Source organism: Pseudomonas orientalis, assembly GCF_001439815.1.
Taxonomy (GTDB): Bacteria; Pseudomonadota; Gammaproteobacteria; order Pseudomonadales; family Pseudomonadaceae; genus Aquipseudomonas; species Aquipseudomonas orientalis.
Window position 1 is genome coordinate 86,397 of the sequence record NZ_JYLM01000013.1, and the last position, 23,406, is coordinate 109,802.

Consider the following 23,406-nt stretch of genomic DNA (forward strand, 5'->3'; position numbering starts at 1 on the left):
TGCAACGTGACCGCAGGTTGCGTAACAGTTAAGAAATGCCCCGTACCGAAAGGTCCGGGGCATTTTTGTTTTCTGAAGTACACAGATCAAAATGTGGGAGGGGGCTTGCCCCCGATGGCGGTGGCTCAGTAAGAAATACGTTGACTGACACACCGCTATCAGGGGCAAGCCCCCTCCCACATTGACCCCATGAGTGTCAGGTAGATATTTTCAAGCACAAAAAAAACGCCCCGAACCAGTCGGGGCGTTTTTGCTACCGATTGATCAAACCACAATCAATGGTGGTGACCGCCTTCACCGTGGACGTGGCCGTGAGCCACCTCTTCCTGGGAAGCGTCGCGGATGGCAACGATCTTCACCTGGAAGTTCAGGCGCTGACCCGCCAGCGGGTGGTTGCCGTCGACGGTCACGTCGTCGCCGTCCAAATCGCGGATGGTCACGATCTGCATCTGACCGTCCGGCGCGGAAGCGTGGAACTGCATGCCGACTTCCAGTTCGTCAACGCCTTCGAACATGCTGCGGCTCAAGGTGCTGACCAGTTCGGCGGAGTATTCGCCATAGGCATCTTCAGGTTCTACGGCAACAGTCAGTTCATCACCAACTGCCTTGCCTTCCAGCGCCTTTTCCAGGCCTGGGATGATGTTACCCGCGCCTTGCAGGTAGACCAGCGGCGCGCCGCCGGCTGAGCTGTCGATGACCTCACCAGCGTCGTTGGTCAGGGTATAGTCGATGGAGACAGCCTTGTTAGCGGCGATCGTCATGGGGCGAGACCTTTTGCATAAGAATGAAGAACGGACAAGTCTAAACAAGGATTTGTCCGAAAGCGAACAGAACCCGGACGGACGGGGCCGACCAACGGTCTCGACGATCACCGGATTCCACCAGGACGACGACCTGCATTGGGTCGCCGAGCTGTCCTGCGGCCACACCCAGCATCTGCGCCACCAGCCGCCATGGCAGTCGCGTGCCTGGGTGCTCGACCCCGCGCAACGCCTTGAAAAAATAGGCCAACCCTTTGCGTGCGGCTGGTGTGCGCAACAGCACGAATAACGATAACCTTGGCGCCTGATTCGCGGTAGGCACTCAAGCATAGAGCGCCACCCCAGCCATGCACCTCCAGAGAATTCGCATGCAGACTTTTTTTATCGCGCCCACCGATTTTGGTGTGGGCCTGACCTCCATCAGCCTCGGGCTGGTGCGTACCCTGGAACGAGCCGGGCTGAAAGTCGGCTTCTTCAAACCGATTGCCCAGCCACACCCGGGCGATACCGGCCCGGAGCGCTCGACCGAACTGGTGGCGCGCACCCACGGCCTGAAACCGCCTCAACCCCTGGGCCTGGCTCATGTCGAGCGCATGCTCGGCGACGGCCAGCTGGATGAGTTGCTCGAAGAAATCATTACGCTGTACCAGCAGGCCGCCGTGGGCAAGGACGTGCTGATCGTCGAAGGCATGGTGCCGACCCGCAGCGCCAGTTATGCGGCCCGGGTCAACCTGCACCTGGCCAAGAGCCTGGATGCTGAAGTGATCCTGGTCTCGGCCCCGGAAAACGAAGTGCTCACCGAACTGTCCGGCCGTGTGGAACTGCAGGCTCAACTGTTCGGTGGTCCGAAAGACCCGAAAGTACTCGGCGTGATCCTCAACAAGGTGCGCACCGACGAAAGCATGGAGGCCTTCTCGGCGCGCCTCAAGGAGCACTCGCCCCTGCTGCGCAGCGGTGATTTCCGCCTGCTCGGCTGCATTCCCTACCAGCCCGAACTCAACGCGCCGCGCACCCGCGACGTAGCCGACCTGATGGGTGCGCAGATCCTCAACGCCGGCGATTATGAAACCCGGCGCATGACCAAGATCATTATCTGCGCGCGCACCATGCGCAACACCGTAGAGCTGCTCAAGCCCGGCGTGCTGGTGGTGACGCCCGGCGATCGCGACGACATCATCCTCGCCGTGAGCCTTGCCGCGATCAACGGCGTACCGCTGGCCGGCCTGCTGCTGACCAGCGATACCCTGCCCGACCCGCGCATCATGGAGTTGTGCCGCGGTGCGTTCCAGGCCGGGTTGCCGGTGCTGTCGGTGAGCACCGGTTCCTACGACACCGCCAACCAGCTCAACAGCCTCAACAAGGAAATCCCCATCGATGACCGCGAGCGCGCGGAGATCATCACCGACTTCGTCGCCAGCCACCTCGATGCGCGCTGGCTGCACCAGCGCTGCGGCACGCCACGGGAGATGCGCCTTTCACCGGCGGTATTCCGCTACCAGTTGATCCAGCGCGCCCAGGCCGCCAACAAGCGCATCGTGTTGCCCGAAGGCAGCGAGCCGCTGACCGTGCAGGCCGCTGCGATCTGCCAGGCGCGCGGTATCGCCCGTTGCGTGCTGCTGGCCAAGCCGGCGGACGTGGAAGCCGTCGCTCGCGCCCAGGGCATCGAATTGCCCGATGGCCTGGAGATTCTCGACCCGGACCTGATTCGCCAGCGCTACGTCGAGCCGATGGTGGCACTGCGCAAGAGCAAGAGCCTGAACGCACCGATGGCCGAACAGCAGTTGGAAGACACCGTGGTGATCGCCACCATGATGCTCGCCCTGGATGAAGTGGACGGCCTGGTCTCCGGCGTTATCCACTCCACCGCCAATACCATCCGCCCTGCCCTGCAGCTGATCAAGACGGCGCCGGGCTGCACCCTGGTGTCGTCAGTGTTCTTCATGCTGTTTCCCGAGCAGGTGCTGGTGTACGGCGACTGCGTGATGAACCCGCACCCCAGCGCTGCGGAGCTGGCGGAAATTGCCCTGCAGAGCGCCGACTCGGCGGCCGCGTTCGGCATCGTCCCGCGTGTGGCGATGATCAGCTATTCCAGCGGCGATTCGGCCAGTGGCGAGGAAGTGGAAAAAGTCCGCGAAGCCACCCTGCTCGCCCACGAACAGCAAAGCTCGCTGCTGATCGACGGCCCGCTGCAATACGACGCCGCCGCCAACGAAAGCGTGGCCCGGCAACTGGCGCCTAACAGCCAGGTCGCCGGCAAGGCCACGGTCTTCGTGTTCCCTGACCTGAACACCGGCAACACCACCTACAAAGCGGTGCAGCGCAGCGCCGATTGCGTAAGCCTGGGACCGATGCTCCAGGGCCTGCGCAAACCGGTCAACGACCTGCCACGCGGCGCCCAGGTGGACGACATCGTGTACACCATCGCCCTGACCGCGATCCAAGCCGCCAACCGACCTATGGATATCTAAATGCTGGATTTTCTCCCTGCCGCCGTACGCGGGGTGCTCGCGTCCCTGCTGCTGGCACTGAACACGATCCTGCTGTGTTCGTTCCTGTTTATCGTCGCGCTGTTCAAGGCGCTGCCGTTCGCCAAGCGCTTCAGCGAATGGCTGATGAATCACACGCACGAAGCCTGGGTCACCAACAACAAGGGCTGGATGAACCTGATGCGGCGCACACGCTGGCACCTGAGCGGCCTTGATGGCCTGGACTATCAGCATTCGTATCTGGTGACCAGCAATCACCAGAGCTGGGTCGACATCATGGTGCTGCAATACGTGCTCAATCGGCGGATTCGCCCGCTGAAGTTCTTCCTCAAGCAGGAACTGATCTGGGTGCCGGTGATTGGCCTGGCGTGGTGGGCCCTGGGCTTCCCGTTCATGAAGCGCTACAGCAAGGCCTACCTGGAAAAACACCCGGAAAAGAAAGGCAAGGACCTCGAAACCACCCGCAAGACCTGTGCGAAGTTTCGCGACAACCCGGTGGGAATCTTCAACTTTGCCGAGGGCACGCGATTTACCCCGGGCAAGCATGCGCAACAGAAATCACCGTTTCGCTACCTGCTCAAGCCCAAGGCCGGCGGCATCGCGTTTGTGCTGGATGCCATGGGTGAGCAATTGAAGTCACTGGTGAATGTGACCATCCATTACCCAGAAGGCCGTCCGGGGTATTGGGATTTGCTGTGCGGGAATGTGAAGGACGTTGTGGTGCACTTTGAAGAAGTGCGGATCCCGGCCGAGTTCATTGGCAGGAATTATGAGCAGGATGGAGAATATCGGTTGGCGTTCCAGGGCTGGATCAACCAGCTGTGGGAAGACAAGGATGCCTTGCTGGACAAGCTGCACACCGATTACCCAGACCGCAACTGATCAAAAATGTGGGAGGGGGCTTGCCCCCGATAGCGGTGGATCAGTGACAGATATCCTGACTGACACACCGCCATCGGGGGCAAGCCCCCTCCCACATTTTGACCGAGTACCGGTTTAGATCGCGCCGCGCTGGCGCAACAGTTCCAGCACCTGTTTGACGCTGTCTTCCAGCGACAGGGCCTGGGTGTCGATCACCAGATCGGCATTCAACGGCACGTCGTACGGGAAGGATTCGCCAGGGATATTATCCCCACCGGCGGCGTACAGCCCTTGCGGATCACGCTCGGCGCACACCAATGGCGACGCTTGCACGTACACCGTCAGCAGGCGATCGCTGCCAATCAGCGCCTTGGCCTGTTCGCGGCCCTCGGCATCTGGCGCGACAAACGCGGCCAGGGTCAGCAGGCCGGCTTCGTTGAACTGGCGCGCCACGTGAGCGGCACGCCGCCAGTTTTCGGTACGCCCGGCGCGGTCCTGCGGCAGACCTTTGTTCAGGTCGTGACGCAGGTTCTGGCCATCGAGCACGAACACCGCACGGCCCATGTCGAACAACTTGCGTTCGACCGCGTAGGCCAGAGTGCTCTTGCCGGCGCCGGACAGGCCACTGAACAACACGGTGGCCGGCTGCTGGCCGAAGCGCAGGGCGCGCTCTTCGGTGGCCACATGGGCCAACCTGCCGTGCTGTGCTGCGCTGCCATGGTTCACCGGCGGCGCGATGATCATGCCTGCCGCGACGGTGCCGTTGGTCAAACGGTCGATGACGATAAAGGCGCCGGTGGTGCGGTTGCTGTCGTAACCATCCAGGGCGATGGCGGCGTCAAGGCTGACCTTGACCCGGCCAATCTCGTTCAACTGCAGCGAGCTGGCCGGGCCTTCGGCCAGGGTGTTCACGTCCACACGGTGCACGATGCTGGTGATGGAACCCGGCACGTAGCTGGTGGCGCGCTTGATGTCGTATTTCTTGCCCGGCAGCATCGGCTCTTCGGCCATCCACACCAGCATGGCGTCGAAGGCGTCGGTCACTTGCGGCACGTTGTCGGCGTGTACCAGCAGGTCGCCACGGGAGATGTCGATCTCGTCTTCCATGGTCAGCGTCACCGCTTGACCTGGCCCCGCATGTTCCAGCTCGCCCTCGAAGGTGACGATGGATTTCACGCGGCTGCTTTTGCCCGACGGCAGCACCACCACTTCGTCGCCCTTGTGCACGATACCGCTGGCCAGGGTGCCGGCAAAACCCCGGAAGTTCAGGTTCGGCCGGTTGACGTACTGCACCGGGAAACGCAGGTCGGTGTAGTTGCGGTCGTTGGCGATCTCGACGGTTTCGAGGATCTCCATCAGCGACTGGCCGGTGTACCAGGGCGAACGCTCGCTCTTGTTCACCACGTTATCGCCCTTGAGCGCCGACATCGGCACGAACGCCAGTGTGCTTGGCTTGAACGCGATGCCGTCGGCGAACTTCAGGTAATCGGCCTTGATCGACTCGAACACGCTCTGGTCAAAGCCATTGATGTCCATCTTGTTGACGGCCACCACGATGTGCTTGATGCCCAGCAGCGAGGCGATGAAGCTGTGGCGACGGGTCTGGGTCTGCACACCGTAGCGGGCGTCGATCAGGATGATCGCCAGGTCACAGGTGGAGGCACCGGTGGCCATGTTGCGGGTGTACTGCTCATGGCCTGGGGTGTCGGCAATGATGAATTTGCGTTTGGCGGTGGAGAAGTAGCGGTAGGCAACATCGATGGTGATGCCCTGCTCGCGCTCGGCCTGCAGGCCGTCGACCAGCAGCGCCAGGTCGATGTCATCGCCGGTGGTGCCGGATTTCTTCGAATCGCGGGTGATGGCTTCCAGGTGATCTTCGTAGATCATCTTGGAGTCGTGCAGCAGGCGCCCGATCAGGGTGCTCTTGCCGTCGTCGACATTGCCGCAGGTCAGGAAGCGCAACATCTCTTTGCGCTCATGCTGGCCCAGGTAGGCGAGGATGTCCTCGCTGATCAAATCAGATACGTGCGACATGACAACCCCTTAGAAATAACCCTGACGTTTTTTGTCTTCCATCGAGCCTGCGCCATCGTGATCGATGACACGGCCCTGGCGCTCGGAAGTTCGCGTCAGGAGCATTTCCTGAATGATGTCCGTCAGCGTTTCGGCTTCGGACTCCACCGCGCCCGTCAACGGGTAGCAGCCAAGGGTACGGAAACGGACTTTCTTTTTGACGATACGGGCTTTGTCCTCGTCGGACAGGTGCTCGAGGATGCGCTCGTCGTCGATCATGATCAGCGTGCCGTTCTTCTCGATCACCTCGCGTTCGGCGGCGAAGTACAGCGGCACGATCGGGATGCCTTCCAGGTAGATGTACTGCCAGATGTCCAGCTCGGTCCAGTTGGACAGCGGGAACACACGGATCGACTCGCCCTTGTTGACGTTGCCGTTGTAGACGTTCCACAACTCAGGGCGCTGGTTCTTCGGGTCCCAGCGGTGCTTGCTGTCGCGGAACGAGTACACGCGCTCTTTGGCGCGGGATTTCTCTTCATCGCGACGGGCGCCGCCGAAAGCTGCGTCGAAACCATGCTTGTCCAGGGCCTGCTTGAGGCCCTCGGTCTTCATGATGTCGGTGTGCTTGGCGCTGCCGTGGGTGAAGGGGTTGATGTTCTGCGCCACGCCATCGGGGTTGATGTGCGTGATCAAGTCCAGGCCCAGCTCTTCGACCATTTTGTCGCGGAACGCGTACATCTCCTGGAATTTCCAGCGAGTGTCGACGTGCATCACCGGGAACGGCAGCTTGCCCGGGAAGAAGGCCTTGCGTGCCAGGTGCAGCATCACGGCGGAGTCTTTACCGATCGAGTAGAGCATCACCGGGTTGTCGAACTCGGCGGCGACCTCGCGGATGATGTGGATGCTTTCCGCCTCCAGCTGTTTCAGATGCGTCAGTTTGTCGACCATGGCTACTCACGGAAAAACGATCGTGTGGACGGCCAGCGGGCCGTGTTCGAGCGGGGCATGCTAGCACAGCAACTGCTTCTATTCAGGGCGCCAACTAGATCGAAACGGTATATGAATATACTCCTGAGTTTGGCCCGGAATGCGGACAACTGTGGGAGGGGGCTTGCCCCCGATAGCGGTGGATCAGTGACATATGTACTGATTGACACACCGCAATCGGGGGCAAGCCCCCTCCCACATTTTGCCCTGCGACAGGTTTAGATCGGGTTTGGGCAATCGATGAACAGGTGCTCCAGGGCAAAGCGTCGCGCCAGGTAATCACCCAGCGCCTGCACGCCATAGCGCTCGGTGGCGTGATGGCCGGCGGCGATGAAGCTGATGTCGTTTTCGCGGGCGCTGTGGAAGGTCTGCTCGGACGCTTCGCCGCTGATGAACAGGTCGACGCCTGCGGCAATCGCGTGGTCGATGTAGCCCTGGCCGCCCCCGGTGCACCAGCCCACGCGGCGGATCATCGCGCTGCCTTCGATCAGCAGCGGCTCACGGCCCATCACGTCCTGTACGCGACGGGCAAAGTCACGCGGTGACAGCGGCTCGGCGAGGGAACCGACCAGGCCGACGACTTTGGGGTCGCCGGGGTCCAGCGGGCCTTCGACGGTGATGTCCAGTTGCCTGGCCAGCTGCACGTTATTGCCGACATCGGGGTGCAGGTCCAGGGGCAGGTGGTAGGCGAGCAGGCTGATGTCGTGCTTGAGCAACGTCTTGAGGCGACGCTGTTTCATGCCGGTGATGCAGGGGTTTTCGCCCTTCCAGAAATACCCGTGGTGCACCAGGATCAGGTCGGCCTGGGCTTCGACGGCGGCGTCCAGCAGGGCCTGGCTGGCGGTGACGCCACTGACGATGCGCATCACCTGGGGCCGACCCTCGACTTGCAGGCCGTTGGGGCAGTAATCGGCGATTTTCAGGCTGCCAAGGTAGCGGTCCGCTTCCTCGACGAGGGTGGTAAGGGGGACGGCCATAAAAGACTCCTAAATATCCGGTTCGCAGGCGTCACAGCCTCGTATAATGCGCGACATTATGGGCGCTCCCGCGCCCCCTGCAACCTGTCAGGACTTACTTGATGCTCAAGGCACTGCGTTTTTTTGGATGGCCATTGCTGGCTGGCGTGCTGATCGCGATGCTGATCATTCAGCGTTATCCCCAGTGGGTCGGCCTGCCCAGCCTGGATGTGAACCTGCAACAGGCGCCGCAGACCAGCACCGTGGTGCAAGGCCCGGTGACCTATGCGGACGCCGTGGTCATCGCCGCCCCCGCCGTGGTCAACCTGTACACCACCAAGGTCATCAACAAGCCGGCGCATCCCCTGTTCGAAGACCCGCAGTTCCGCCGCTATTTCGGTGACAACGGGCCCAAGCAGCGCCGCATGGAATCGAGCCTCGGTTCCGGGGTGATCATGAGTCCCGAGGGCTACATTCTCACCAATAATCACGTGACCACCGGCGCCGACCAGATCGTGGTGGCCCTGCGTGACGGCCGCGAGACCCTGGCCCGCGTCGTCGGCAGCGATCCGGAAACCGATCTTGCGGTGCTGAAGATCGACCTGAAGGACTTGCCGTCGATCACCCTAGGCCGCTCCGACGGCCTGCGCGTCGGCGACGTGGCGCTGGCCATCGGCAACCCGTTCGGCGTCGGCCAGACGGTAACCATGGGCATCATCAGCGCCACCGGGCGCAACCAACTGGGCCTTAACAGCTACGAAGATTTCATCCAGACCGACGCGGCGATCAACCCCGGCAACTCCGGCGGCGCGCTGGTGGATGCCAATGGCAACCTGACAGGCATCAACACGGCGATTTTCTCCAAGTCCGGCGGTTCCCAGGGCATCGGGTTTGCGATCCCGGTGAAGCTGGCGATGGAGGTGATGAAGTCGATCATTGAACACGGCCAGGTGATTCGCGGCTGGCTTGGCATTGAAGTGCAGCCCTTGACCAAAGAACTGGCCGAGTCGTTCGGCCTGACCGGGCGCCCGGGCATCGTGGTCGCGGGGATTTTCCGCGACGGCCCGGCGCAGAAAGCCGGCCTGCAACTGGGCGATGTGATCCTCAGCATCGACGGCGCACCGGCTGGTGATGGCCGAAAGTCGATGAACCAGGTGGCGCGGATCAAGCCGACCGACAAGGTGGCGATCCAGGTAATGCGCAACGGCAAGGAAATCAAGCTGTCGGCGGAAATCGGCCTGCGCCCGCCGCCGGCCACGGCGCCTGTGAAGGAAGAGGAATAAGCGGCATCGACGAAGTGCCCGCTCGCGGGCACTTGTAACGTTATATTACATAGCAATTCTTCTCATTAGACATGTTATATTGTTTCAATATCGACATTGGAACGCTCTATCATGCCGTCTCGAAAGTTTGCCCCCTTGGCTGGCCTGGCCTTGGGTTTGCTGCTCGACCCTGCCTACGCCGAAGAAAACACCCTGGAGCTGGACACCATCAGCGTCACCACCGACGCCTATGAGTCGGCGACCGGCCCGGTGCAGGGTTACCGCGCCACCCGCTCCGCCAGCGCCACCAAAACCGACACCGCCCTGCGCGATATCCCGCAGTCGATCAGCGTGATTCCCGCCACGGTGCTCAAGGACCTGGGCAGCACCAGCGTGGAGCGCGCCCTGGAATTTGCCGGCGGCGTCTCCAAGCAAAACAATTTCGGCGGCCTGACCCTTTACGAATACAGCGTGCGCGGCTTCACCACCTCCGAGTTCTACCAGGACGGTTTCAGCGCCAACCGCGGCTACCCGAGCACGCCGGACGCGGCGAACATCGAACGCATCGAAGTGCTCAAAGGGCCGGCCGCCAGCCTGTACGGGCGTGGCGATCCAGGTGGCACGGTGAACATCGTCAGCAAGAAACCCCAGCCCGAGGCCTTCACCACGCTGCAAACCAGCGCCGGCAGCTGGGATCGCTACCGTACCGCGCTGGATGTGAATACCCCACTGGACACTGAGGGCCGCGTGCTGTCGCGGGTGAACCTGGCGGTTGAGGACAACCACAGTTTCCGCGATCACGTGGACGCCAAGCGAGTGTTCGTCGCGCCGTCCTTCAGTTGGCAACTGGACCCGGACACCACTGTGCTGGTGGAAAGCGAATTCGTGCGCCACAACTCCACCTTCGACCGCGGCATTGTCGCCAACACAGGCATGTCCCACTCCACCTTCCTCGGCGAGCCCGACGACGGCACTATCCGCAACCACAACAACCGTATCCAGGCCGCACTGGAACATCATCTCAACGATGCCTGGAAGCTGCGCCTGGCCAGTCACTACAAGCAAGGCAGCCTGTGGGGCGACGCTTCGGAAAGCCGCGCGCTGAACGCCGATGGCCACACCGTCAACCGCCGCTACCGCGAACGCTCAACCGGCTGGCACGACAGCATCACCCAGCTGGAACTGCGCGGGCTGTTCGATATTGGCAGCTGGCAGCATGAACTGCTGGTCGGCACCGAGTACGAGGACTACCGCAAGAAGGAACGTGTGACCGCCATCGGCGGCAGCAACTACCCCATTGATCTCTACAACCCGATCTACGGCCAGCCAAAACCCAATGGCACGCGCTCCGGCACCGATTTCTTCGAGCAGACCAAAAGCCATGCGCTGAACCTGCAGGACCAGATCGTCTTCACAGACCGCCTGCGCGGCATGGTGGGCGCGCGCTTCGAGCATTTTGACCAGAGCACCGACGACTTCACCCGCAACCACCTCAACAGCCGGCAAACCCACGACGCCCTCACCCAGCGCGCCGGCCTGCTCTATCAACTCACGCCGCAGGTCGGGGTATTCGCCAACGCCTCCACCTCGTTCAAGCCCAACAGCGGCCTGGATGCCGGTGGCAAGACCTTCAAGCCGGAAGAAGGTGTGGGGTACGAAGTCGGGGTCAAGAGCGAGCTGTTTGACGACCGCCTCAGCGCCACCCTCGCCGCCTTCCACATCGAAAAGGAAAATGTGCTGACCCTGGACCCGGCAACCAACACCAATCGCGCCATGGGCAAGGCGCGCAGCCAGGGCCTGGACCTGCAACTGACCGGGCAGGTCACCGACGCCATCCGCGTGATCGGCGCTTTGGCCTACATCGACGCCGAAGTGACCAAGGGCGATAAAACCATTCCGGCCGGCAGCCGCATCCTCGGCGTCGCCAAGCGCAGCGGCAGTCTGTTGGGGGTGTATGAATTCCAGGACGGTGCATTGCGCGGTTCGGACCTGGGGGCGGCGTTTACCTATGTGGGTGATCGCTCCGGTGAGGCGGGGACAGGTTTTGAACTGCCCGCTTACCACACCGTCGATCTGCTGGCGCATTACAAGGCGACGGAGCATGTCACCGTGGGGCTGAACCTCAACAATCTGTTCAATGAGCAGTACTACGAGCGGTCCTACAGCAGCTATTGGGTCAACCCGGGCGAGCCGCGCAACTTCACAGTCAGCCTTACCCTCAATCTATAAACGGGCACCGCACAAAATGTGGGAGGGGGCTTGCCCCCTCCCACATTTGGATCACAGCATGGCTTGATTACAAGGCGACGGGCGCTCTTTCGCAGATTGTGTTGAGCGCCGCCGCCCACTGCGGGTCATCATTCAGGCAGGGCACCAATACCAGCTCCTCGCCCCCCGCATCCCGGAACTGCTCCCGCCCGCGATCACCGATTTCCTCCAGGGTCTCGATGCAATCGGCGACGAATGCCGGGCACATCACCAGCAGTTTTTTCACGCCTTGCTGCGCCAAGGCCTCAAGTCGCGCTTCGGTGTAGGGTTCGATCCACTTGGCGCGGCCCAGGCGCGACTGGAACGCCACCGACCACTTGCCATCCGGCAACCCAAGCCGCTCGGCCACATCGCGGGCAACGCTGAAACACTGCGCGCGATAACAGGTAGCAAGCACCTCAGGCGAGGCATTCCTGCAGCAATCGGCATCCTTGAAACAATGCTGGCCGGTCGGGTCGAGCTTGGTCAGGTGACGCTCGGGCAAACCGTGGAAACTCAACAGCAGGTGATCGTAAGCCTGTTCTACGTGCGGCCGCACACTCGCGGCCAGAGCATCGAGGTACTCAGGCTGGTCGTAGAACGGCTGCAGGATCGAGAATTGCACCTTCAGTTTCTTGTCGCGCACCACACGCCTGGCTTCCTCTATCACCGTGGTCACGGTGCTGTCGGCAAACTGCGGGTACAGCGGCGCCAGCGTCACGTTCTCAATGCCCTGAGCAGCCAGGCGCGTCAGCACCGTTTCAAGCGAAGGCTCGCCATAACGCATCGCCAGTTCCACGGGGCCCTGGGTCCATTGCGCAGTCATCTGCTGTTGCAGGCGACGGCTGAGGACCACCAGCGGCGAGCCCTCGTCCCACCAGATCGACGCATAGGCGTGCGCCGACTGCTCGGGACGCTTGATCAGGATCAGCGACACCAGCAAGCGACGCACCGGCCACGGCAGGTCGATCACGTAAGGGTCCATCAGGAACTGATTGAGGTAGCTGCGCACATCGGCCACCGAAGTGGACTTTGGCGAGCCCAGGTTGACCAGTAACAACGCGTGATCCGTCATGCAACATCCTATCTCTAGAGGCGGCCGGACAAGTCGTCCAGGGCCGCACGCAATTCAGTGAACTGGAAAGTGAAACCTGCGGCCAACAGCCGCTCGGGCACTGCCTTTTGCCCGCCGAGCAACAAACCCGACAATTCGCCCAGGCCGACCTTCAGCGCAAAGGCCGGCATCGGCATGAACGCCGGGCGGTGCAGCACCTGGCCCAACGTCCTGGCAAATTCGCGGTTACGCACCGGGTGCGGCGCGCAGGCATTATAAGGACCACGGGCGTCAGCCTTGTGCAGAAGAAAATCAATCAGGGCGATTTGATCCTGAATGTGAACCCACGGCATCCATTGCCGTCCATTGCCCATCGGCCCGCCCAGCGCCAGTTTGAACGGCAGCAACAGGCGCGACAAAAAGCCGCCCTCGGCCGCCAGCACCAGGCCGGTGCGCACCAGCACCACGCGAATGCCCAGGGCCTCGGCACGCGCGGCGGTTTCTTCCCAGGCGATACACAACTGGCTGGGAAAATCATCCTGCACCGGGCCGCTGTCTTCAGTCAGTTCGCGCTCGCCGCCGTCGCCATACCAGCCCACGGCGGAGCCCGAGATCAGCACCGCCGGTTTCTGCTCCAGGCCTTCCAGCCACGCCAGCAGACTTTCGGTCAGGCTGATGCGACTGCTCCACAGCAGTGCCTTGCGCTTGTGGGTCCAGGGACGGTCGGCAATCGGCGCACCGGCCAGGTTGACCACCGCATCCACCGCGCCGATCACGTCCTGCAGGCGCCCAACGCCCAGGACCTGCGCACCGCACATTCGCGCCACGGACTCGGGTGTACGGCTCAACACGGTCAAGCGATGGCCCTGGGCAAGCCAGTGCCGGCACAGTTGACGGCCGATCAGGCCGGTACCGCCGGTCAGCAAAATATGCATGGGACTCTCCTCATGTAACGTTCGCCGCCGCTCACTGGTCTATTTTATAAGCAGGGATCGATTTGATATTCGAGCGTGACGATCGTTTAGCCTTTCGGGTTAACCATAGGTCACGCCACACAATCAGGCACGCCAAAACTTATACCAAAAAACAATATTGTACAGCTATTGGTGTCGGCGTAGTCTGTACCCAACGGTAAAACGAGGCCTCCCATGACTGTCCCCATCGCGATCATAGGTACCGGCATCGCCGGTCTCTCCGCCGCCCAAGCGTTACGAGACGCGGGGCACGCTGTACAACTGTTCGATAAAAGCCGCGGCAGCGGCGGCCGTATGTCCAGCAAGCGCAGCGACGCCGGCGCGCTGGACATGGGCGCACAGTATTTCACCGCCCGCGACCGGCGCTTCGTCAACGAGGTGCAGCGCTGGCAACGCCACGGCTGGGCCGAGCAGTGGAAACCCCAGCTGTACAACTTCAAGGCCGGCCAACTGACGCCCTCCCCCGACGAACAGATCCGCTGGGTCGGTACGCCGCGCATGAGTGCCATTACCCGCGCCCTGCTCGATGACCTGCCGGTGGAATTCGGTTGCCGCATTACCGAAGTGTTCCAGGGCACCCGGCACTGGAACCTGCTCGACGCCGATGGCGGCAGTCACGGCCCGTTCAGCCATGTGATCATCGCCACGCCGGCGCCCCAGGCCACCACCCTGCTGGCCGCCGCACCGAAGCTGGCGAGCGCCGTGGCCGGGGTGAAAATGGACCCGACCTGGGCCATCGCCCTGGCCTTCGACACACCCCTGGATACGCCAATGGAAGGCTGCTTCGTGCAAGACAGCGCCCTCGACTGGCTGGCGCGCAACCGCAGCAAACCCGGGCGAGACATGGCCCTCGACACTTGGGTGCTGCATGCGACCAGCACCTGGAGCAAGGCGCACCTGGACCTGCCCAGGGAAGCCGTGATCGAGCACCTGCACGGCGCCTTCGCCGAATTGCTGCACTGCGCGATGCCCGCGCCGTCATTCAGCCTGGCACACCGCTGGCTCTACGCCAGGCCGTCCAGCAGCCATGAGTTCGGCGTGCTGGCCGATGCCGACCTGGGCCTGTTCGTCTGCGGCGACTGGTGTTTGTCCGGGCGCGTCGAAGGCGCCTGGCTCAGCGGCCAGGAGGCGGCGCGACGGTTGATCGAGCACCTGCAATGAACCGCATCAACCCGACCAAACTGCTATTGTCGAAATGGACCGCGACCTCCCCGAAAAACAAGGAAAAACACTTCCTCGTCACCGAGCTGTTCCGTGACGAGGAAGGCACCGTGCTGGACATCGAGCTGCAAGCGGTGATGACGCGGCGCAGCGAACGCCTCCCATGGCAGACCCTGCAGAACCCGGATAGCTGGAAAATGGGCTGGAAATAAACCCGGGAAAATACCTCTACAAAATTATTGACTTGTACAAGATCAAATCTATGATGAGATAAGTTGTACAGAAGTCAGAAACTGTACAGGAATTTCGCAGAGGTTTGCCCATGCCCCATTCCGTGAAACCCAAGATCGGCATCAGCGCCTGCCTGCTGGGCGAAAACGTGCGTTTCAACGGCGGGCATAAGCAATCCCTCCTGTGCACCCAGACCCTGGCCGACTACTTCGACTACGTGCCGCTGTGCCCCGAAGTCGCCATCGGCCTGGGCATTCCCCGTGAAACCATTCGCCTGGTCGGCGACGCCGCCAACCCGCAGGCCGTGGGCACCGTGCACCGCGAACTCGATGTGACCCAGCCGCTGGACGAATACGGCCAGCAGATGGCGGCCGAACACACCGACCTGTGCGGCTACATCTTCATGCAGAAGTCGCCGTCCTGCGGCCTGGAGCGGGTCAAGGTGTATCGTGAGAACGGCGCACCCGTGGATGGCGGCGGTCGCGGTATCTACGCCCAGGCGTTCTGCGCGCGGCACCCCAACCTGCCGGTGGAAGAGGACGGTCGTCTGAATGATCCGGTGTTGCGCGAAAATTTCCTCACCCGCGTATTCGTCTACGCCAGTTGGCGGCAATTGCTCGCCGAAGGCCTGACGCGTCATCGCCTGCTGGCGTTTCACTCGCGCTACAAATACCTGCTGATGGCCCACAGCCCGGCACATTACAAAAGTCTCGGCCACCTGCTGGGCAGCATGACCAGGGACACACACCTGGACGAGTTGGCCGGTTGCTACTTCAGCGACCTGATGACCGGCCTGACCAAGTGCGCCACCCGTGGCACTCACACCAATGTGCTGCAACACATCAGCGGCTACCTCAAGCAGGCGATCAGCGCCGGCGACAAGCAGGAAATGCAGACCGTCATCAGCCAGTATCGCCAAGGCATCGTGCCGCTGGTGGTGCCGCTCACGTTGCTCAAGCATCACTTTCGCCAACACCCGGACCACTACATTGCGCAGCAGGCCTACCTGCAACCGCACCCGGAAAACCTCAGCCTGCGCAATGCGATCTAAACCATGAAAGCTGCCCTGCAAGACGAACCCGGCGAAGACATCGCCCAAGCCCTGCAAAACGGCTGGCTGCCGATCCGCGAGGTGGCGCGCCAGACCGGCGTCAACGCCGTGACCCTGCGCGCGTGGGAGCGCCGTTACGGCCTGATCGTGCCCCAGCGCACGCCCAAAGGGCATCGGTTGTTCAGCGCCGAACACGTGCAACGCATCCATGCCATCCTCACCTGGCTCAATCGCGGCGTGCCGGTCAGCCAGGTAAAAGGCTTGATCGACTCGGCCCAGGCCAATCCCGAGCCGATGGAAAACGAATGGCACGCCTTGCGCCAAACCCTGATGACGGCCATCGGGGAACTGGCTGAACGCCGGGTCGACGATGCCTTCAACCAGGCCATGGCGCTCTACCCGCCACGCACCTTGTGCGAGCAACTGATGCTGCCGTTGCTCAGCGAGCTGGAACAGAAGTGGCAGGGTCAATTCGGCGCGCAGATGGAGCGGGTATTTTTCCTGTCCTGGTTGCGCAGCAAGTTCGGCGCGCGGATTTATCACAACAACCGCCAGCTCCACGGCGCCCCGCTGCTGCTGGTCAACCACTCCGACTTACCCCTGGAGCCGCACCTATGGCTCAGCGCCTGGCTGGCCAGCAGCGCCGACTGCCCGGTGGAGGTGTTCGACTGGCCGCTGCCCGCCGGCGAACTGGCCCTGGCGGTGGAACATCTGCAACCGCGCGCGGTGCTGCTTTACTCCAGCAAGGCGCTGCAGGTAGCGGCACTTCCCAAACTGCTGGCGGGCATCCGTTGCCCGATGCTGATTGCCGGACCGACGGTGTGCATCCACCAGGCCGAGTTGGCCGTATTAGCCCGTGACATCCCAGCGTTGTTCGTCGCCGAAGACCCGTTGGCGGCCCACCAGATACTGATCCAGCGTGGAATCGTCTAATGCACCTGATCTGGCTGCGCACCGACCTGCGCCTTCACGACAACACCGCCCTGACTGCCGCCAGCCAGCGAGGCCCGGTTGCGGCCATTTACCTGATCACCCCGCAACAATGGCTGGCTCACGATGACGCGCCGTGCAAGGTCGATTTCTGGCTGCGCAACCTGCACGCCCTGAGCCAGGCGCTCGGAAAGCTGAATATCCCGCTGTTGATCCGCCACGCCGACACCTGGGACCAGGCCCCAGGCGTATTGAGCCAGCTATGTCGGGAGCTCAAGGTAGAGTCGGTGCATGTCAACGAGGAATACGGCATCCACGAGAGCCGTCGCGACAGCGCCGTGGCCCAGGCCCTGGAAGCCGCCGGCGTGACCTTCCACAGTTACCTCGACCAGTTGTTCTTCCAGCCGGGCAGCGTGTTGACCAAGTCCGGCACCTACTTTCAAGTGTTCAGCCGGTTCCGCAAGGTCTGTTACACCCGTCTGCACAGCGCTTTGCCGCCCTTGGTGACAAGCCCCAAGGTCCAGGCCGGACTCGACCTGCAAAGCGATGCCATCCCCAACCGCATTGAAGGTTTCGAGCCCCCCAGTGAAACCTTGCGCGCGCTCTGGCCCGCCGGTGAAGACGAAGCGCGCCGGCGCCTCGACGCCTTCGCCGATGAGCAGATCAGTTACTACAAGAACGAGCGCGACTTTCCCGCCAAGCCCGGCACCAGCCAGTTGTCCGCCTACCTGGCCGCTGGGGTCGTGTCGCCACGCCAGTGCCTGCACGCGGCGTTGCAGTCCAACCAGGGCGAGTTCGAAAGCGGCGACATCGGCACCATCACCTGGATCAATGAGCTGCTGTGGCGCGAATTCTACAAACACATCCTGGTGGGCTACCCGCGTGTCTCGCGCCACCGAGCGTTCCGACCCGAAACCGAAGCGGTGGCCTGGCGCGACGCCCCCAAGGACCTGGCCGCCTGGCAACAGGCACGCACCGGCTTGCCGATCATCGATGCGGCCATGCGCCAACTGCTGGAAACCGGCTGGATGCACAACCGCCTGCGCATGGTGGTGGCGATGTTCCTGACCAAGAACCTGCTGATCGACTGGCGCGAGGGCGAGCGCTTCTTCATGCGGCACTTGATCGACGGCGACCTGGCGGCCAACAACGGCGGCTGGCAGTGGAGCTCATCGACAGGCACCGACTCGGCGCCGTATTTCCGGATTTTCAGCCCGTTGAGCCAGTCGGAAAAATTCGACAGCGAAGGCCTGTTCATCAAGCATTGGCTGCCGGAACTGGCCGCGCTGAATAAAAAGGAGGTGCACAACCCCGAAGCGGCCGGCGGTTTGTTCGGCGTGGCCGACTACCCGCGCGCCATTGTCGACCTGAAGAAATCCCGGGAGCGTGCCCTCGCCGCCTTTCGCAGCCTGCCTTCGCGTCAGGAGATGGCCGAACATGACTGACTTCCTGCGCCATTTCGGCCATACCTTTGCCACGCTGGACAAGCACAACCTGTCTCTGCTCGACAGCCTGTACAGCGACGACATCGTGTTTGCCGACCCTCTGCATGAGGTCCACGGCCTGCCCGAACTGCATCGCTACTTCGCGCAGCTGTACAGCAACGTCAACCAGCTGACCTTTGATTTCCACGGCTTCGACCAGACGGCCGAAGGCGAAGGCTACCTGCGCTGGACCATGAGTTTTCGGCACCCGCGCCTGGCCGGCGGCGAGTTGATCCGGGTGCCGGGCTGTTCCCACTTGATGTGGCGCGACAAGGTTTACCGACATCGCGATTATTTCGATGCCGGCGCTCTGCTTTACGAACACCTGCCGGTCCTCGGAGGCGTCATCAGTTGGCTGAAAAGGAGAATGGGATGAGCCTGACACCGCCCCGTCGTTATTGGTTGACCGGCGCCAGCAGTGGCATCGGTGCCGCGCTCGCCGTGGAGTTGCTCAACAGCGGCGCCCATGTGGCGCTCAGCTCGCGCACCAAGGGCCCGCTGGAGGCGCTCGCCCAGCGTTATCCCGGGCAAGTGCTGGTAGTGGCCGGCGACTTGACCAACAGCCAGACCGTGCGCGAAATCGGTGAACGGATCAGCGAGGTCTGGGGCTCGCTGGATACGGTGATCCTCAACGCCGGCACCTGTGAATACGTGGACGCCAGGCAATTCGATGCGTCGATCATCGAACACGTGGTGCGCACCAACCTGCTGGCCAGCAGTTATTGCATCGAAGCGGCATTGCCGCTGTTGCGTGCCGGGCGTACGCCGCACCTGGTGGGCGTGGCCAGCGCCGTGACCTACCTGCCCATGCCCCGCGCTGAAGCCTACGGTGCCTCAAAGGCGGGGCTGCGTTACCTGTTTGAGTCACTGCGCATCGACCTGTCCCCGGAAAACATCGACGTCACCGTGATCAGCCCGGGTTTTGTCGACACGCCGCTGACCGAACGCAATGATTTCCCCATGCCGTTGAGCTGGCCGGCCGACAAGGCCGCCAGGCATATCTTCGCCAAGCTGGAAAAGCGCCCCCTGGAGATCGCCTTTCCGGCCCTGTTCATCGCCACTTTGTGGCCGCTGTCGAAGCTGCCTAACCGCGCGCAGCTGATCATCGGCAAACGCATGCTGCGCAGCCCGCCGCCGCACAAGGACGACTTGTGAAGATCGCCATTATCGGCAGCGGCATCGCCGGGCTGACCAGCGCCTACCTGCTCAGCCGTCGCCACGACATCACGCTGTTCGAAGCGGGTGATTGTCTCGGCGGGCATACCCATACCGCCAACGTGACGGTCGACGGCAAAAGCTATGCGGTGGACACCGGTTTCATCGTGTTCAACGACTGGACCTACCCCAATTTCATCCGCCTGCTGGGGCAGATCGGCGTCACCTTCAAACCCACCGAGATGAGTTTTTCGGTGTGCGACCAGAGCACGGGATTCGAATACAACGGCAATAACCTCAACAGCCTGTTTGCCCAGCGCCGCAACATTCTATCGCCTGGGTTCTGGGGCATGCTGCGCGATATCCTGCGCTTCAACCGCCAGGCGCCGCTGGATCTGCAAGAGCAGCGCATCAAGGCCGACATGACCCTGGGCGATTATCTCGACGCCGGCGGCTACGGCCCGCGATTTATCCGGCATTACATCGTGCCGATGGGCGCGGCGATCTGGTCGATGTCATTGGCCGACATGCTCAAATTTCCGTTGCAGTTCTTTGTGCGCTTCTTCAAGAACCACGGCCTGCTGTCGGTGAGCAACCGCCCGCAATGGCGCGTGATCGAAGGGGGCTCCAGCCGCTATATAGAGCCCTTGACCCGCAGCTTTCGCGAGCAGATACGCCTCAACTGCCCTGTGCATAAGGTGCAACGCACCGACGACGGCGTGATTCTCCACAGCCCGGCCGGCAGCGAGACCTTCGACCGCGTGGTGTTCGCCTGCCACAGCGACCAGGCCCTGGCGCTACTCGCCGACCCGAGCGAGGCCGAACAGCAGATCCTCGGGGCGCTGCCCTACGCCGACAACGACGTGGTGCTGCACACCGACACGCGCCTGCTGCCCGAGCGCAAGCTGGCCTGGGCCAGTTGGAACTACCGGCTGGGCGGCAATCAACAGCAGCAGGCCGCCGTCACCTACGACATGAACATCCTGCAAGGCATCGACAGCGCCACCACCTTTTGCGTCAGCCTCAACCAGACGGCGATGATCAACCCGCTGAAGATCCTGGCGCGCTACACCTATGCCCATCCGCAATACAGCCTGGCGGCGGTGGCCGCGCAGGCGCGCTGGCAAGAGTTGCATGGCGCGCGCAACACCTTCTACTGCGGTGCCTACTGGGCCAATGGTTTCCATGAGGATGGCGTGGTCAGCGCCCTGCGCGTGGCCCAGGCCTTTGGAGAAACCCTGTGAACAGCGCCCTGTACAGCGGCTGGATCGCCCATCGCCGGTTTGCGCCCAAGGCCCATGCCTTTCGCTACCGCATCGGCCTGCTGTACCTGGACCTCAGCGAACAGGACGCCGTGCTCGCGCTCTCGCCCCTGGCAGGCGGCAGTCGCCTGGCGCCGTTCGGCTTTCGCCAGCAGGACTACCTGCGCGAGTTCACCCGCCACGGCATGTCCCTGAGCGATGCGGTGCGCCATGCAGTCGGCAAGGCGCTGGGGCGCACACCCCAGGGCGCCATCTGCCTGCTGACCCAGGCGCGCAGTTGGGGCCTGGCGTTCAATCCGGTGAGTTTTTTCTATTGTTTCGAGGCCGACGGGCAACTGGCGGCGATCCTGTGCGAAGTCACCAACACCCCGTGGCGCGAGCGATATCACTATGTGCTGCCGGCCCTGGCACTGGACGCCGATGAACACCAGCACTTCGCCGTGGCCAAGGCCTTCCATGTGTCGCCCTTCCTGCCGCGCGACCTGGAATACCGCATGAGCTTCAGCCCGCCCGCCGCCAGGCTCGGCGTGCACATGGCCGATTGGCAAGGCGCGCACAAAGTCTTCGACGCCACCTTGAGCCTGCAAAAAGAAGCCCTGAACCGCGCCAGCCTGCATCGCTATTTATGGCGCTTTCCCTGGATGACCGCCAAAACCTGCCTGGCGATTTACTGGCAGGCCCTGCGCCTGTTGCTCAAACGCACACCGATTTTTTCCCACCGGGCCGCCGATGGCGCCTCCAGCACCGCCGTCGGGTATACCAAGGATCGCCGCCATGAAATCCCCTAGCTTATCGGTCAAGGCCACTCGCCTGAACGTCAATGGCATGACCGCTGCGCTGCTGCGCAAAGGCGTATTGCGCCAACTCGGCCAATTGCGCCACGGTCAATTGGTGATCGTCGAGGACGGCGAGCGACACGTATTCGGCGCACGGGAAGCGCACCTGCTGGGGGAAATCCAGATTCTGGATTCGGCGGTGTGGGGCCTGGTGGCCGCCAACGGTTCGATCGGCGCCGGCGAAGCGTTTATCCACGGCTACTGGAGCAGCCCGGACCTGACCGCCGTGGTGCGTGTGATGGTCAGCAACCTGGAGGTGCTCGATGCCATGGAGGGCGGCCTGGCGCGCCTGGCGCGGCCGTTCACCCAGGGCCTGCATTGGCTCAACCGCAACACACGCAAGGGCTCGCGGAAAAACATCGAAGCCCATTACGACCTGGGCAACGACCTGTTTCAGGAGTTTCTCGACCCGACCATGATGTATTCGGCGGCGCAATTTCTCAGCGCCGATGACACCCTGGAACAGGCACAACTGAACAAACTGGAACGCATCTGCCAGAAACTGTCGCTCAAGCCTACCGATCACCTGCTGGAAATCGGCACCGGCTGGGGCAGCATGGCGCTGTATGCGGCGCAGCACTATGGTTGCACCGTCACCACCACGACCCTGTCCAGGGAACAGTTCGCCTACACCGCCAGGCGCATCGAAGCGGCGGGCCTGCAAGACCGGGTGACCCTGTTGCTGCAGGACTACCGCGACCTGACCGGTGAGTACGACAAGCTGGTGTCCATCGAAATGATCGAGGCGGTAGGCCATCGCTTCCTGCCCACGTACTTCAAACAATGCGCCCACTTGCTCAAACCCGACGGCCTGATGCTGCTGCAAGCCATCACTATCCGCGAACAACGGTTTGAGCAGGCCAAGAACAGCGTCGACTTCATCCAGCGCTACATCTTTCCCGGCGGCGCCCTGCCCAGCGTGCAGAACATGTTGCAGATCGTCTGCCGCGACACTGACATGAACCTGCTGCACATGGAGGATTTCGGCCTGCACTACGCGCGCACCCTGCGCCTGTGGCATGAGAACTTTCGCCGCGCCCATGGCCGCCTCGCGGAGCTTGGCTACGACGAGTACTTCCTGCGCTTGTGGGAGTTTTACCTGTGCTACTGCGAAGGCGGCTTCCTGGAGCGTACGATCGGCACCGCGCAGTTGCTGCTGGCCAAGCCGGCGGCAATCAACCCGCCATTGCTTGGGCGCTTCAGTGCTTAAATCCCTGGCCAATGCCGCGCTGTTTCAATGCGGCTGGTTTGCCTGTGTGCTCGGCGGCGACAGCCCGTGGTTACTGGTAGGGCTGGCGGTACTGGCGGTCAACCTGCTGTGGATAAGTTCGCTGGCGGATGACGGCGTGCTGATCGTCGGCGTAACACTCGCCGGCACGCTGCTCGACACACTGTTGCGCACGCTGGGGGTTTTCCACTTCAGCGAACCGGGGCCGTTGATTCCATTCTGGTTGATGCTGCTGTGGGCCTTGCTGGCCACCACCTTGCGCCATTGCCTGGCCTGGAGCGCCCGCCCCTGGTGGCGCGCCGCACTGCTGGGCGCGCTGGGTGGGCCGCTGTCGTATTACGCCGGCAGCCAACTGGCCGGCGTGCAGTTCGGCTATGACCTGGCCCCGACGATGGCCGGGCTGGCGGTACTCTGGGCCGTGGTATTCGTCGGCCTGCATCGACTGGCACGCTGACGCCCGTCGAGCA

At 62.5% G+C, this 23,406-nt stretch carries 22 protein-coding genes; 16 read left to right on the forward strand and 6 right to left on the reverse strand.

Going from position 1 to position 23,406, the window contains the following annotated elements:
• Positions 1-275 precede the first annotated feature (275 nt).
• Complete coding sequence (locus TU82_RS24765; RefSeq protein ID WP_003171645.1) at positions 276-761, reverse strand: FKBP-type peptidyl-prolyl cis-trans isomerase; 486 nt, start codon at positions 759-761, stop codon at positions 276-278.
• On the opposite strand from TU82_RS24765, the gene TU82_RS24770 reads away from it, so the two are divergent.
• The 3 genes from TU82_RS24770 (at position 760) to TU82_RS24780 (ending at position 4,129) form a co-directional block, all read left to right on the forward strand.
• A complete protein-coding gene (locus TU82_RS24770; protein ID WP_122561932.1) occupies positions 760-1,050 on the forward strand; it encodes a DUF3565 domain-containing protein in 291 nt (96 codons plus the stop codon). The genes TU82_RS24765 and TU82_RS24770 overlap by 2 nt on opposite strands.
• Before the next feature lie 79 nt (positions 1,051-1,129).
• Entirely contained in the window at positions 1,130-3,229 is a 2,100-nt protein-coding gene (pta, locus tag TU82_RS24775) for a phosphate acetyltransferase (RefSeq protein WP_057725857.1), read from the forward strand.
• Complete coding sequence (locus tag TU82_RS24780; protein ID WP_057725858.1) at positions 3,230-4,129, forward strand: 1-acylglycerol-3-phosphate O-acyltransferase, YihG family; 900 nt, start codon at positions 3,230-3,232, stop codon at positions 4,127-4,129.
• Positions 4,130-4,243: 114 nt separating this feature from the next.
• Here the strand turns inward: TU82_RS24780 and cysN are convergent, their stop codons facing one another.
• From cysN to TU82_RS24795, 3 genes are all read right to left on the reverse strand, one after another.
• On the reverse strand, positions 4,244-6,142 hold the full coding sequence (gene cysN / locus TU82_RS24785) for a sulfate adenylyltransferase subunit CysN (protein WP_057725859.1): 1,899 nt from the start codon (positions 6,140-6,142) through the stop codon (positions 4,244-4,246).
• A gap of 9 nt (positions 6,143-6,151) precedes the next feature.
• Entirely contained in the window at positions 6,152-7,069 is a 918-nt protein-coding gene (gene cysD, locus TU82_RS24790) for a sulfate adenylyltransferase subunit CysD (protein ID WP_057725860.1), read from the reverse strand.
• Positions 7,070-7,326: 257 nt separating this feature from the next.
• Complete coding sequence (locus TU82_RS24795) at positions 7,327-8,085, reverse strand: Nif3-like dinuclear metal center hexameric protein (RefSeq protein WP_057725861.1); 759 nt, start codon at positions 8,083-8,085, stop codon at positions 7,327-7,329.
• 101 nt (positions 8,086-8,186) lie between these two features.
• Between TU82_RS24795 and algW the strand changes: the two genes are divergently transcribed.
• A complete protein-coding gene (algW, locus tag TU82_RS24800; RefSeq protein ID WP_057725862.1) occupies positions 8,187-9,347 on the forward strand; it encodes a Do family serine endopeptidase AlgW in 1,161 nt (386 codons plus the stop codon).
• A 111-nt stretch (positions 9,348-9,458) separates the two neighbouring features.
• Positions 9,459-11,555, forward strand: a complete 2,097-nt coding sequence (locus TU82_RS24805) for a TonB-dependent siderophore receptor (RefSeq protein WP_057725863.1) — start codon at positions 9,459-9,461, stop codon at positions 11,553-11,555.
• Between the two features lie 67 nt (positions 11,556-11,622).
• Here the strand turns inward: TU82_RS24805 and hemH are convergent, their stop codons facing one another.
• Both hemH and TU82_RS24815 read right to left on the reverse strand, forming a co-directional pair.
• A complete protein-coding gene (hemH, locus tag TU82_RS24810) occupies positions 11,623-12,648 on the reverse strand; it encodes a ferrochelatase (RefSeq protein WP_057725864.1) in 1,026 nt (341 codons plus the stop codon).
• A 14-nt stretch (positions 12,649-12,662) separates the two neighbouring features.
• On the reverse strand, positions 12,663-13,562 hold the full coding sequence (locus TU82_RS24815) for a TIGR01777 family oxidoreductase (RefSeq protein ID WP_057725865.1): 900 nt from the start codon (positions 13,560-13,562) through the stop codon (positions 12,663-12,665).
• 213 nt (positions 13,563-13,775) lie between these two features.
• Between TU82_RS24815 and TU82_RS24820 the strand changes: the two genes are divergently transcribed.
• From TU82_RS24820 to TU82_RS24870, 11 genes are all read left to right on the forward strand, one after another.
• The gene (locus tag TU82_RS24820) at positions 13,776-14,762 is read left to right on the forward strand and encodes an NAD(P)/FAD-dependent oxidoreductase (protein WP_057725866.1); all 987 of its coding nucleotides are present in this window, start codon (positions 13,776-13,778) and stop codon (positions 14,760-14,762) included.
• A complete protein-coding gene (locus tag TU82_RS24825; RefSeq protein ID WP_057725867.1) occupies positions 14,759-14,974 on the forward strand; it encodes a TIGR02450 family Trp-rich protein in 216 nt (71 codons plus the stop codon). Before TU82_RS24820 ends, TU82_RS24825 begins: the two co-directional genes overlap by 4 nt.
• Positions 14,975-15,084: 110 nt before the next feature.
• Positions 15,085-16,044, forward strand: a complete 960-nt coding sequence (locus tag TU82_RS24830; protein WP_057725868.1) for a YbgA family protein — start codon at positions 15,085-15,087, stop codon at positions 16,042-16,044.
• 3 nt (positions 16,045-16,047) lie between these two features.
• Positions 16,048-16,977, forward strand: coding sequence for a MerR family transcriptional regulator (locus tag TU82_RS24835; protein WP_057725869.1), 930 nt, complete (start codon positions 16,048-16,050; stop codon positions 16,975-16,977).
• Positions 16,977-18,419, forward strand: a complete 1,443-nt coding sequence (gene phrB, locus TU82_RS24840; protein WP_057725870.1) for a deoxyribodipyrimidine photo-lyase — start codon at positions 16,977-16,979, stop codon at positions 18,417-18,419. Before TU82_RS24835 ends, phrB begins: the two co-directional genes overlap by 1 nt.
• Positions 18,412-18,834 carry a nuclear transport factor 2 family protein gene (locus TU82_RS24845; RefSeq protein ID WP_057725871.1) on the forward strand — a complete coding sequence of 141 codons (423 nt, stop codon included), beginning with the start codon at positions 18,412-18,414 and terminating at the stop codon, positions 18,832-18,834. The genes phrB and TU82_RS24845 overlap by 8 nt, the downstream gene beginning before the upstream one ends.
• The gene (locus TU82_RS24850; RefSeq protein ID WP_057725872.1) at positions 18,831-19,613 is read left to right on the forward strand and encodes an SDR family NAD(P)-dependent oxidoreductase; all 783 of its coding nucleotides are present in this window, start codon (positions 18,831-18,833) and stop codon (positions 19,611-19,613) included. Before TU82_RS24845 ends, TU82_RS24850 begins: the two co-directional genes overlap by 4 nt.
• The gene (locus TU82_RS24855) at positions 19,610-20,857 is read left to right on the forward strand and encodes an NAD(P)/FAD-dependent oxidoreductase (protein WP_057725873.1); all 1,248 of its coding nucleotides are present in this window, start codon (positions 19,610-19,612) and stop codon (positions 20,855-20,857) included. The genes TU82_RS24850 and TU82_RS24855 overlap by 4 nt, the downstream gene beginning before the upstream one ends.
• Entirely contained in the window at positions 20,854-21,663 is an 810-nt protein-coding gene (locus tag TU82_RS24860) for a DUF1365 domain-containing protein (protein ID WP_057725874.1), read from the forward strand. Before TU82_RS24855 ends, TU82_RS24860 begins: the two co-directional genes overlap by 4 nt.
• On the forward strand, positions 21,650-22,921 hold the full coding sequence (locus TU82_RS24865) for an SAM-dependent methyltransferase (RefSeq protein ID WP_057725875.1): 1,272 nt from the start codon (positions 21,650-21,652) through the stop codon (positions 22,919-22,921). The genes TU82_RS24860 and TU82_RS24865 overlap by 14 nt, the downstream gene beginning before the upstream one ends.
• Complete coding sequence (locus TU82_RS24870) at positions 22,914-23,393, forward strand: DUF2878 domain-containing protein (protein ID WP_057725876.1); 480 nt, start codon at positions 22,914-22,916, stop codon at positions 23,391-23,393. The genes TU82_RS24865 and TU82_RS24870 overlap by 8 nt, the downstream gene beginning before the upstream one ends.
• The last annotated feature ends 13 nt before the right edge of the window (positions 23,394-23,406 follow it).